The 12,994-nt window shown below is 60.9% G+C and carries 6 protein-coding genes; all 6 read right to left on the reverse strand.

Annotated elements, in window-relative coordinates; genetic code table 11:
• Nucleotides 1–11 precede the first annotated feature (11 nt).
• Nucleotides 12–1,202 (reverse strand): elongation factor Tu, encoded by a 1,191-nt coding sequence (gene tuf, locus U6115_RS21615; RefSeq protein ID WP_101527487.1) that lies wholly within the window; start codon nucleotides 1,200–1,202, stop codon nucleotides 12–14.
• Nucleotides 1,203–1,282: 80 nt separating this feature from the next.
• Nucleotides 1,283–3,382: an elongation factor G gene (fusA, locus tag U6115_RS21620; RefSeq protein ID WP_043575259.1), complete on the reverse strand. Its 2,100-nt coding sequence runs from the start codon at nucleotides 3,380–3,382 to the stop codon at nucleotides 1,283–1,285.
• Nucleotides 3,383–3,412: 30 nt separating this feature from the next.
• Nucleotides 3,413–3,883 carry a 30S ribosomal protein S7 gene (gene rpsG, locus U6115_RS21625; RefSeq protein WP_021479140.1) on the reverse strand — a complete coding sequence of 157 codons (471 nt, stop codon included), beginning with the start codon at nucleotides 3,881–3,883 and terminating at the stop codon, nucleotides 3,413–3,415.
• Between the two features lie 110 nt (nucleotides 3,884–3,993).
• Entirely contained in the window at nucleotides 3,994–4,365 is a 372-nt protein-coding gene (rpsL, locus tag U6115_RS21630; protein ID WP_047238069.1) for a 30S ribosomal protein S12, read from the reverse strand.
• Nucleotides 4,366–4,529: 164 nt separating this feature from the next.
• Complete coding sequence (rpoC, locus tag U6115_RS21635) at nucleotides 4,530–8,726, reverse strand: DNA-directed RNA polymerase subunit beta' (protein ID WP_043575253.1); 4,197 nt, start codon at nucleotides 8,724–8,726, stop codon at nucleotides 4,530–4,532.
• A gap of 56 nt (nucleotides 8,727–8,782) precedes the next feature.
• Nucleotides 8,783–12,958, reverse strand: coding sequence for a DNA-directed RNA polymerase subunit beta (gene rpoB, locus U6115_RS21640; protein WP_043575251.1), 4,176 nt, complete (start codon nucleotides 12,956–12,958; stop codon nucleotides 8,783–8,785).
• Nucleotides 12,959–12,994 lie beyond the last annotated feature (36 nt).

A 12,994-nucleotide genomic window follows, 5' to 3' on the forward strand; every position in this document is an offset into this window, starting at 1 on the left:
CTCCGGTCCGATTAAGCGATGATCTTGGAAACAACGCCGGCGCCGACGGTACGGCCACCTTCGCGGATCGCGAAACGCAGACCCTCTTCCATCGCGATCGGAGCGATCAGCTTAACAGTGATTTCCACGTTGTCGCCCGGCATTACCATTTCCACGCCTTCGGCCAGCGTAACTGCGCCAGTCACGTCGGTGGTGCGGAAATAGAACTGCGGACGGTAGTTAGCGAAGAACGGGGTGTGACGGCCGCCCTCTTCCTTGCTCAGCACGTATACCGAACCGCTGAACTCGGTGTGCGGCTTGATCGAGCCCGGCTTCACCAGTACTTGGCCACGCTCAACTTCTTCACGCTTGGTGCCGCGCAGCAGCACGCCCACGTTGTCGCCAGCCTGACCTTGGTCCAGCAGCTTGCGGAACATTTCCACGCCGGTGCAGGTGGTCTTGGCGGTTTCTTTCAGGCCAACGATTTCCAGCTCTTCGCCGACTTTCACGATGCCGCGCTCAACACGACCGGTCACCACGGTGCCGCGGCCGGAGATCGAGAACACGTCTTCGATCGGCAGCAGGAACGGCTTGTCAACCGCGCGCTCCGGAGTCGGGATGTAGGAGTCCAGCGCGTCGGCCAGACGGAAGATCGACGGCTCGCCCATTTCGGACTGGTCGCCTTCCAGCGCCAGACGTGCGGAGCCGGTTACGATCGGGGTGTCGTCGCCCGGGAAGTCGTAGGAAGACAGCAGATCGCGCACTTCCATTTCAACCAGTTCCAGCAGCTCGGCGTCGTCAACCAGGTCAGCCTTGTTCAGGTAAACGATGATGTACGGTACGCCAACCTGACGGGACAGCAGGATGTGTTCGCGGGTTTGCGGCATCGGACCGTCAGCGGCCGAGCAAACCAGGATCGCGCCGTCCATCTGGGCTGCGCCGGTGATCATGTTCTTCACATAGTCGGCGTGGCCCGGGCAGTCTACGTGAGCGTAGTGGCGGGATTCGGTTTCGTATTCAACGTGCGCGGTATTGATGGTAATACCACGAGCTTTTTCTTCCGGCGCGCTATCGATCTGGGAGTAGTCTTTAGCTTCGCCACCGAACTTCTTCGACAGAATGGTGGTGATCGCTGCGGTCAGAGTGGTCTTGCCATGGTCAACGTGACCGATGGTGCCGACGTTTACGTGCGGCTTGGTCCGCGCAAACTTTTCTTTTGCCATTTTTACAAATCCTTAATTAAAGAACATTAGATCGGGGCTGGTCGGTCTTGATTGGAAAAGCCGACCAGCCTCAGCGCGCATTACTTCTTGGCGGCCATTACAGCGTCAGCGACGTGCTTCGGAGCCTGGGAGTAGTGCTTGAACTCCATCGAGTAGGTGGCACGGCCTTGGGTAGCCGAACGCAGGTCGGTGGAGTAACCGAACATCTCGGCCAGCGGTACTTCAGCCTTGATGATCTTGCCGCCCAGACCGTCGTCGTCCATGCCTTGAACCATGCCGCGACGGCGGTTCAAGTCACCCATGACGTCACCCATGTACTCTTCCGGAGTCTCCACTTCCACAGCCATCATCGGCTCGAGGATGCACGGACCGGCGCGGCGCATGGCTTCCTTGAAAGCCAGCGAGCCTGCCAGTTCGAACGCGATCTGCGAGGAGTCGACGTCGTGGTAGGAACCGAAGGTCAGACGCACAGTCACGTCCACCACCGGGAAGCCGGCGAGAATACCGTTGGACAGGGTGTTTTGAATACCCTTGTCCACGGACGGGATGAATTCGCGCGGAATCACGCCACCCTTGATCTCGTCGACAAACTTGTAGCCCTGGCCTTCGCCGGACGGTTCCAGCGTGATCACGGCGTGACCGTACTGACCCTTACCGCCGGACTGCTTGACGTGCTTGCCGTCAACGTCGGTAACCGTCTTGGTGATGGTTTCGCGGTAAGCCACTTGCGGCGCGCCGACGTTGGCTTCAACGCCGAATTCGCGCTTCATGCGGTCAACCAGAATTTCCAGGTGCAGTTCACCCATGCCGGAAATGATGGTCTGGCCGGATTCTTCGTCGGTACGCACGCGGAACGACGGGTCTTCCTTGGCCAGGCGATTCAGGGCAACGCCCATCTTCTCCTGGTCGGCCTTGGTTTTCGGCTCAACGGCAACGTGGATCACCGGCTCCGGGAATTCCATGCGCTCGAGGATCAACGGAGCGTCGATCGCGCACAGGGTTTCACCGGTGGTGACTTCCTTCAGACCGATGGCAGCGGCGATGTCGCCGGCGTGCACTTCTTCGATCTCCTTACGGTCGTTGGCGTGCATCTGCACGATACGGCCGATACGCTCTTTCTTGCCTTTGACCGAGTTCAGCACGGTGTCGCCGGACTTCACCACGCCGGAGTAGACGCGGAAGAAGGTCAGCTGGCCCACGTACGGGTCGTTCATCAGCTTGAACGCCAGAGCGGAGAAGGAAGCGTCGTCGGAAGCTTCGCGGGTGGTCGGGGTGCCGTCTTCGTTCTCGCCCGGAACCGGCGGAACATCCAGCGGGCTCGGCAGCAGTTCGATCACGGCGTCCAGCATGCGCTGAACACCCTTGTTCTTGAACGCGGAGCCGCACAGCATCGGCTGGATTTCGCACTTCAGGGTACGTTCGCGCAGGCCAGCAACGATTTCTTCCTCGGTCAGCGTTTCGCCGCCCAAGTACTTGTCCATCATTTCTTCGCTGACTTCGGCGGCGGCTTCAACCATCTTCTCGCGCCATTCTTCGGCAACGGAAACCAGGTCGGCCGGGATATCGCCGTACTCGAACTTCATGCCCTGGGAAGCTTCATCCCAGATGATGGCCTTCATCTTCAGCAGGTCGACCACGCCGGTGAAGCTATCTTCCGCGCCGATAGGCACGACGATAGGCACCGGGTTGCCGCGCAGGCGGGTTTTCACCTGCTCAACCGCGCGGAAGAAGTTGGCGCCTTGACGGTCCATCTTGTTCACGAACGCGATACGCGGAACCTTGTACTTGTTGGCCTGGCGCCATACGGTTTCCGACTGGGGCTGAACGCCGCCCACAGCGCAGTAAACCATCACGGCACCGTCCAGCACGCGCATGGAACGCTCCACCTCGATGGTGAAGTCCACGTGTCCCGGAGTGTCGATGATATTGAAGTGGTGGGCCGGATACTGCATGGCCATACCCTTCCAATAGGTGGTGGTAGCGGCGGAAGTGATGGTGATGCCACGTTCCTGCTCTTGCTCCATCCAGTCCATGGTGGCGGCGCCATCATGCACTTCACCGATCTTGTGGTTCACACCGGTGTAAAACAGAATACGCTCGGTAGTAGTAGTCTTACCGGCGTCAATGTGAGCGGAGATACCGATATTACGGTAGCGCTCAAGGGGGGTTTTCCGTGCCACGATCTACACCTTGAATAAGTGGGGGTGAGCTTAGAAACGGAAGTGCGAGAAGGCCTTGTTGGCTTCTGCCATGCGGTGCACTTCGTCACGCTTCTTCATCGCGCCGCCACGGCCTTCGGCCGCATCGAGCAATTCACCAGCCAGGCGCAGGTCCATGGACTTCTCACCGCGCTTGCGCGCAGCGTCGCGCAGCCAACGCATGGCCAGGGCCATACGACGCGACGGACGTACTTCAACAGGAACTTGATAGTTTGCACCACCTACGCGGCGGCTTTTTACTTCCACTACCGGCTTGGCGTTGGACAGTGCTGCGTTGAACACTTCCAGGGCGTTTTTGCCGGATTTCTTTTCGATCTGTTCCAGAGCGCCGTAGATGATGCGTTCGGCTACAGACTTCTTGCCGTCGATCATCACAACGTTCATGAATTTGGAGAGATCCTGCGAACCGAACTTCGGATCCGGCAGAATTTCACGCTTGGGGACTTCTCTGCGTCTTGGCATGTTACTTCCTTAAATTATTCAGTTGAGCTTTGGCTCATGACCACCCAATGGAGCAGCCACTTACTAGACGACCATTACGAAACGCTCAGGCCGCCATGAGACCTTCCCAATTACTTGGGACGCTTGGCGCCGTACTTGGAACGGGCTTGCTTACGGTCTTTCACGCCTGCGGTATCCAGGGAACCGCGCACGGTGTGGTAACGCACACCCGGCAAGTCTTTTACACGACCGCCGCGGATCAGCACTACCGAGTGTTCCTGCAGGTTGTGGCCTTCGCCACCGATGTAGGAAATCACTTCGAAACCGTTGGTCAGACGTACCTTGCACACTTTACGCAGCGCCGAGTTCGGCTTCTTCGGAGTGGTGGTGTAGACACGGGTGCACACGCCACGCTTCTGCGGGCAGGCTTCCAGCGCAGGCACCTTGCTCTTCGCCGTGCTGGCGAGGCGGCCCTTGCGAACGAGTTGGTTAATGGTTGGCATTACTATCAGTTCCTAGTTGATTCTTCCTGAAGGCAACACGCCTCCAGAAAGGACGGAGGATTATATTTTAGTCAACGGTCAAGCGTCAAATAAAAAACGCCGCCCCAGCAACGTTAACCGTTGATGAAGCAGCGTTTTTTCAACACTAGGCCGTCAGGCCGGTGTTATTCGTCGTTTTCCAGCGCCGTGTTGAGCATGCCCGAGTCGAACAGCTGCGATTCGGCGGCGTCGAGGCCCAGTTGCTGGCGACGGCGGGTGCGATGGTACGCGAGACCGGTACCGGCCGGAATCAGACGGCCGACGATCACGTTTTCCTTCAGGCCGCGCAGATCGTCCTTCTTGCCCATGATGGCCGCTTCGGTCAGCACGCGGGTGGTTTCCTGGAAGGAAGCCGCGGAGATGAACGAGTCGGTCGACAAGGACGCCTTGGTGATGCCCAGCAGCACGTTTTCGTACTGCGCCGGCTCCTTGCCCTCCGCGACCATCTTGTCGTTCATTTCCAGCACTTCGGCGCGTTCCACCTGTTCGCCCTGGATGAACTCGGTGTCGCCGCTGTCGGAGATCACGACGCGACGCAGCATCTGGCGAATGATCACCTCGATGTGCTTGTCGTTAATCTTCACGCCCTGCAGACGGTACACTTCCTGAACTTCCTGGACGATGTAGCGGGCCAGCGCCTCGATGCCCTGCAGACGCAGGATGTCGTGCGGATCGACCGGACCATCGACGATGGATTCGCCGCGGTTCACCACCTGGCCGTCGTGGACCAGCACGTGCTTGTCCTTCGGGATCAGGTTTTCGTAGCCGCTGCCTTCCAGATCGGTGATGATCAGGCGCTGCTTGCCCTTGGTGTCCTTACCGAAGGAAACGGTACCGGTCACCTCGGCCAGCATGCCGGCATCCTTCGGCGAACGCGCTTCGAACAGCTCGGCCACACGCGGCAGACCACCGGTAATGTCGCGGGTCTTCGACGATTCCTGCGGGATGCGGGCCAGCACTTCGCCCTTGCCCACGTCCTGGCCGTCGCGAACGGTAATGATCGCGCCCACCTGGAAGGTAATCGAAACCGAAGCGTCCGAACCGGCCAGCTTCACTTCGTTGCCGTTGTCGTCGAGCAGCTTCACCAGCGGACGCAGCATCTTCGACTGGGCGCCGGCGCGGCGTTTCGGGTCGATCACCACCAGCGTGGACAGGCCGGTCACTTCGTCGGTCTGCTTGGCTACGGTGTTGCCCTCTTCCACGTTCTCGAACTTCACGCGGCCAGCGTACTCGGTGATGATCGGACGGGTGTGCGGGTCCCAGGTGGCCAGAACCGTGCCTGCCTTGATCTGCAGACCGTCGGTCACCATCAGAGTCGCGCCGTACGGCACCTTGTGACGCTCGCGCTCGCGGCCCATGTCGTCGTGGATCACCACTTCGCCGGAGCGGGTGATGACGATCAGCTCGCCCTTGGTGTTCGCCACGTAACGCATCTGGCTGGAGAAGCGCACGGTACCGTTGGACTTGCCTTCCACTTGGCTGGCGGCCGCATTTCGCGACGCCGCGCCACCGATGTGGAAGGTACGCATGGTCAGCTGGGTGCCCGGTTCGCCGATCGACTGGGCGGCGATCACGCCTACCGCTTCGCCGGCGTTGACGCGCTTGCCGCGCGCCAGGTCGCGGCCGTAGCACTTCGCGCACAGACCGTAGCGGGTGTCGCAAGTGATGGCGGTACGCACCTTCACTTCGTCGATGCCCAGGCTGTCGATCGAGTCGACCATCTGCTCGTCCAGCAGCGTGCCGGCTTCGATCACGGTTTCGCCGGTGGACGGATCCACCACGTCTACCGCGGTCACGCGGCCGAGGATGCGGTCGCGCAGCGCTTCGATCACGTCGCCGCCTTGCAGCACGGCCTTCATGGTGAAGCCGTTGGTGGTGCCGCAATCGTCCTCGATCACCACCAGATCCTGGGTCACGTCGACCAGACGACGCGTCAGGTAACCGGAGTTCGCGGTCTTCAACGCCGTATCCGCCAGACCCTTACGGGCGCCGTGGGTGGAGATGAAGTACTGCAGTACCGTCAGGCCTTCGCGGAAGTTGGCGGTAATCGGGGTTTCGATAATGGAACCGTCCGGCTTCGCCATCAGGCCCCGCATGCCGGCCAGCTGCTTGATCTGGGCCGCGGAACCCCGCGCGCCCGAGTCGGCCATCATGTAAATCGAGTTGAAGGACTCTTGGTCGACTTCCTTGCCGTCGCGATCCAGCACGCGCTGCTTGGACAGCTCGTCCATCATCGCCTTGGCGATCTTGTCGCCGGTGCGGCCCCAGATATCCACCACCTTGTTGTAGCGTTCGCCCTGGGTCACCAGACCCTGGCGATACTGCTCTTCGATCTCCTTGACTTCCTTGTTGGCTTCGCCAAGCAGTTCGGTCTTTTTCTTCGGAATCTGCATGTCGTCCACGCAGATGGAGATGCCGCCGCGGGTGGAGTAGGCGAAACCGGTGTACATCAGCTGGTCGGCGAAGATCACCGTGTCGCGGATGCCGCAACGACGGAACGAAACGTTGATCAGTTTCGAGATTTCTTTCTTCTTCAGCGCCTTGTTGATGTGCTCGAACGGCAGGCCCTTAGGCAGGATGTCCGACAGGATCGCGCGGCCGACGGTGGTGTCGTAACGCTTGATCACCGGCTGGAACTCGCCCTGCTCGTCCTTTTCCCATTCCTTCAGGCGGACGGTGATGCGGGTAGCCAGCTCGACTTGGCGGGTTTCGTAAGCGCGATGCACTTCCTTGGTGTCGGCGAACACCATGCCTTCGCCCTTGCCGTTCACCTTGTCGCGGGTCATGTAATACAGACCCAACACGATATCCTGCGACGGCACGATGATAGGCTCGCCGTTGGCCGGGGACAGCACATTGTTGGTGGCCAGCATCAGGGTGCGGGCTTCCATCTGCGCTTCGAGCGACAGCGGCACGTGAACGGCCATCTGGTCGCCGTCGAAGTCGGCGTTGAACGCCGCGCAGACCAGCGGGTGCAGCTGGATGGCCTTGCCTTCGATCAGCACCGGCTCGAACGCCTGGATGCCCAGACGGTGCAGGGTCGGCGCGCGGTTCAGCAGCACCGGGTGCTCGCGGATCACGTCTTCCAGGATGTCCCAGACTTCCGGCACTTCCTGCTCGACCAGCTTCTTGGCCGCCTTGATGGTGGACGCCAGGCCCATCACTTCCAGCTTGTGGAAGATGAACGGCTTGAACAGTTCCAGCGCCATCTTCTTCGGCAGGCCGCACTGATGCAGGCGCAGGGTCGGGCCCACGGTGATCACGGAACGGCCGGAGTAGTCGACGCGCTTACCCAGCAGGTTCTGACGGAAACGGCCGCCCTTGCCCTTGATCATGTCGGCCAGCGACTTCAGCGGACGCTTGTTGGCGCCGGTCATCGCCTTGCCGCGACGGCCGTTGTCCAGCAGCGAGTCAACCGATTCCTGCAGCATGCGCTTCTCGTTGCGCACGATGATGTCCGGCGCGCGCAGTTCCAGCAGGCGCTTCAGACGGTTGTTCCGGTTGATGACGCGGCGGTACAGGTCGTTCAGGTCGGAGGTCGCGAAGCGGCCGCCGTCCAGCGGCACCAGCGGACGCAATTCCGGCGGCAGCACCGGCAGCACGTCCAGGATCATCCATTCCGGCTTCATGCCGGAACGCTGGAAGGCCTCCAGCACTTTCAGGCGCTTGGCGATCTTCTTGATCTTGGTGTCGGAATTGGTGGCTTCGAGCTCGCGACGCAGGGTCTCGATCTCGCTGTCCAGATCCAGTTTCTTCAGCAGTTCCTTCACCGCCTCGGCGCCCATCATGGCGACGAACTCTTCACCGTACTGGTCTTCCTTGTCCAGGAAGTCCTCTTCGGTCAACAGCTGGCGGTACTGCATCGGGGTCATGCCCGGATCGGTCACCACGAACGCTTCGAAGTACAGCACGCGTTCGATGTCGCGCAGCGTCATGTCGAGCACCATGCCCAGACGCGACGGCAGCGACTTCAGGAACCAGATGTGCGCGGTCGGGCTGGCCAGTTCGATGTGGCCCATGCGCTCGCGGCGCACTTTGGACAGGGTCACTTCGACGCCGCACTTCTCGCAGATCACGCCGCGGTGCTTCAGGCGCTTGTACTTGCCGCACAGGCACTCGTAGTCCTTCACCGGCCCGAAGATGCGGGCGCAGAACAGGCCGTCGCGTTCCGGCTTGAAGGTGCGGTAGTTGATGGTTTCGGGTTTCTTTACTTCACCATAAGACCAGGAACGGATCTTGTCAGGCGAGGCGATGCCGATCTTAATCGCATCAAACTCTTCTTCTTGCGTAACTTGCTTAAAGAGGTCGAGCAGAGCTTTCATTGCGTCTCCAGTCAGGGGACAGGCGCGGCCTCAAACTGCCGCGCCCATGCTCCCAATCAATAACGTTCCAGGTCGATATCCAGGCCGAGCGAACGGATTTCCTTCACCAGCACGTTGAAGGATTCCGGCATGCCGGCATCGATCTTGTGCTCGCCCTTGACGATGTTTTCGTAGACCTTGGTACGGCCGGTCACATCGTCCGACTTCACGGTCAGCATTTCCTGCAGCGTGTAGGCGGCGCCGTAAGCTTCCAGCGCCCACACCTCCATCTCACCGAAACGCTGGCCGCCGAACTGCGCCTTACCGCCCAGCGGCTGCTGGGTCACCAGCGAGTACGGGCCGGTGGAACGGGCGTGCATCTTGTCGTCGACCAGGTGATGCAGCTTCAGGTAGTGCATGACGCCCACGGTCACCTTGCGGTCGAAGGCTTCGCCGGAGCGGCCGTCGTGCAGGGTCATCTGGGTCTTGGACTCGTTGAAGCCCATCTTGTCGGTCAGCTCGTCGCCATCCGGGTAGGCCAGATCCAGCATGTGCTTGATCTCGGCTTCCTTCGCGCCGTCGAATACCGGTGTAGCAAAAGTCATGCCCTTGCGCAGGTTTTGCGCCAGTTGCAGCACTTCGTCGTCGCTCAGGGACGCCAGGTCCTCGCTGCGGCCGGTTTCGTTGTACAGGCGTTCCAGGTAGCCGCGGATCTCGGCAGCGGTCTGCTGTTCCTTGATCATGCGGTCGACGCGTTCGCCGATGCCCTTGGCTGCCCAACCCAGGTGAACTTCCAGGATCTGGCCGATGTTCATACGCGACGGTACGCCCAGCGGGTTCAGCACGATGTCGACCGGACGGCCGTCGCCCATGTACGGCATGTCTTCGATCGGCAGGATGCGGGAAACCACACCCTTGTTACCGTGACGGCCGGCCATCTTGTCGCCCGCCTGCAGGCGGCGCTTCACGGCCAGATAAACCTTGACCATCTTCTGCACGCCCGGCGGCAGCTCGTCGCCCTGGGTCAGCTTGCGCTTCTTGTCTTCGAACTTGAGGTCGAATTCTTCACGCTTCTGCGCCAGGCTTTCCTTGATCAGTTCCAGCTGCTTGGCGATGTCTTCATCGCTCATGCGGATGTCGAACCAATCGTGCTTGGTCGGCAGGCCGGCCAGGTATTCCTGGTCGATCACGGTGCCCTTGGCCAGACGCTTCGGACCGCCGTTGGCGACCTTGCCGACGATCAGGCGTTCGATACGGCTGAAGGCGTCGTTGTCGAAAATACGCAGCTGGTCGTTCAGGTCCAGGCGATAGCGCTTCAGTTCCGAATCGATGATGGACTGGGCGCGCTTGTCGCGCTCGATGCCTTCGCGGGTGAACACCTGCACGTCGATCACGGTGCCCACGGTGCCGGTCGGCACGCGCAAGCTTGTGTCCTTCACGTCGGAGGCCTTCTCGCCGAAGATCGCGCGCAGCAGCTTCTCTTCCGGCGTCAGCTGGGTTTCGCCCTTAGGCGTCACCTTGCCCACCAGCACGTCGCCGGCTTCGACTTCTGCGCCGATGTAGACGATGCCGGATTCATCCAGACGGCCTGCCATGCGTTCGGACAGGTTCGGGATGTCGCGGGTGATTTCTTCCGGCCCCAGTTTGGTGTCGCGGGCAACCACGGACAGCTCTTCGATGTGGATCGAGGTGTAGCGGTCTTCTGCGACCAGCTTTTCCGAGATCAGAATCGAGTCTTCGTAGTTGTAGCCGTTCCACGGCATGAACGCGATGGTCATGTTCTGACCCAGCGCCAGCTCGCCCAGGTCGGTGGAGGCGCCGTCGGCCACCACGTCGCCGCGCGCGATGTGGTCGCCCACTTTCACGATCGGACGCTGGTTGATGTTGGTGTTCTGGTTGGAACGGGTGAACTTGGTCAGGTTGTAGATGTCCACGCCCACTTCGCCAGCGGTCGCTTCTTCATCGTTGACGCGAACCACCACGCGGCCGGCATCGACGTAATCGACCACGCCGCCGCGGCGAGCCACCACGGTGGTGCCGGAGTCGACAGCCACCGAACGCTCGATGCCGGTGCCGACGAAGGCTTTTTCCGGACGCAGGCACGGTACGGCCTGACGTTGCATGTTGGCGCCCATCAATGCGCGGTTGGCGTCATCGTGTTCCAGGAACGGAATCAGCGAAGCGGCCACGGACACCACCTGGCCGGTGGCCACGTCCATGTACTGCACGCGGTCCGGCGTCGCCAGAATGGTTTCGCCCTTCTCGCGGCAGGTCACCAGCTCGTCGATCAGCGCGCCGTCTTCGCTCAGCTCGGCGTTGGCCTGGGCGATCACGTAGCGGCCTTCTTCGATCGCGGACAGGTAGTCGATCTCGTTGGTGACCTTGCTGTCCACCACCTTGCGGTACGGGGTTTCCAGGAAACCGAACTCGTTGGTGCGCGCAAACACGGACAGCGAGTTGATCAGGCCGATGTTCGGACCTTCAGGCGTTTCGATCGGGCACACGCGGCCGTAGTGGGTCGGGTGCACGTCGCGCACTTCGAAGCCGGCGCGCTCGCGGGTCAGACCGCCCGGGCCAAGAGCCGATACGCGGCGCTTGTGGGTGATTTCCGACAGCGGGTTGGTCTGGTCCATGAACTGCGACAGCTGCGACGAACCGAAGAATTCCTTGATCGCGGCGGAAACCGGCTTGGCGTTGATCAGGTCGTGCGGCATCAGGTTGTCGGACTCGGCCTGGTTCAGGCGTTCCTTGACCGCGCGCTCGACACGCACCAGACCGGCGCGGAACTGGTTCTCGGCCAGTTCGCCCACCGAACGCACGCGACGGTTGCCCAGGTGATCGATGTCGTCCACTTCGCCGCGGCCATTGCGCAGCTCGGTCAGAATGGCGATCACGGACACGATGTCCTCAGTGGACAGCGTGCCTTCCATCACGTCGCGGCGCGACGCGAACTTGTCGCCGATCAGCGACTTGAACCATTCCGGGGTCTTGTCGTCGAATTTGTACTGGTAAGTGCGCGAGCTGAACTTCATGCGGCCCACGCGCGACAGATCGTAGGTTTCTTCGCTGAAGAACAGGCGCTGGAACAGCGCTTCCACCGCGTCTTCGGTCGGCGGCTCGCCCGGGCGCATCATGCGGTAGATCGCCACGCGGGCTTGCAGCTGGTCCTGGATGTCGTCGGAACGCAGGGTTTGCGAGATGTACGCGCCCTGGTCCAGATCGTTGGTGAACAGCACGTCGACCTGGTCGATGTCCGCCAGCGCCAGCTTGGCCAGCACTTCCTCGGTCACTTCCTCGTTGGCGCGGGAGATCACTTCGCCGGTGTTCTGGTTCACCACGTTGTGCGCCAGCATCTTGCCCAGCAGCGCGTCGGCCGGCACTTCGATGCGGTCCAGCTCAGCGGTCTGGATGTCGCGGATGTGCTTGGCGGTGATGCGCTTGTCCTTGGCGACGATCAGCTTGCCGTCGGCGGCCACGATGTCGAACTTGGCCACTTCGCCCTTCAGACGATCCGGCACCACGCGCATGAATACGCCGTTGCGGGTCAGGTAGAAGGTGTCGAAGCTGTAGAACTCGGACAGGATTTCTTCGTTGCTGTAACCCAGCGCCTTCAGCAGGATGGTCACCGGCATCTTGCGGCGACGGTCGATACGGAAGTACAGCAGGTCCTTCGGATCGAACTCGAAGTCCAGCCAGGAGCCGCGGTAGGGAATCACGCGCGCCGAGAACAGCAGTTTGCCCGAGGAATGGGTCTTGCCGCGGTCGTGCTCGAAGAACACGCCCGGGGAACGGTGCAACTGGGAAACGATGACACGCTCGGTGCCATTGATGATGAAAGACCCGTTGGTGGTCATGAGCGGAATCTCGCCCATGTACACCTCATTCTCGCGCACTTCCTTCACCACCGGCTTGGACGATTCCTTGTCGAAAATCGTCAGGCGAATGCGGGCGCGCAGCGGGGCGGCGAAAGTGATGCCGCGCAGCTGGCACTCCTGCACGTCGAACGGCGGTTCGCCCAGGATATAGTGGGCGAAGTCCAGCTTGGCATAGCCGTTATGGCTGACGATCGGGAAAATCGACTTGAACGCAGCCTGAAGACCCACATCCTTGCGCTCATCCAGCGGCTTGCCCAGCTGGAGAAATTCGGTGTAGGAATCAATCTGGGTCGCCAACAGGAATGGGACGTCGAGAACACTGGCACGTTTCGCAAAGCTCTTACGAATACGTTTCTTCTCAGTAAACGAATAACTCATAGAGTCTCCATCGAGGTGGGTGGCGCAAGAAACTAA

The sequence above is a fragment of the Chromobacterium subtsugae genome, assembly GCF_035919665.1.
Classification (GTDB): domain Bacteria; phylum Pseudomonadota; class Gammaproteobacteria; order Burkholderiales; family Chromobacteriaceae; genus Chromobacterium; species Chromobacterium subtsugae.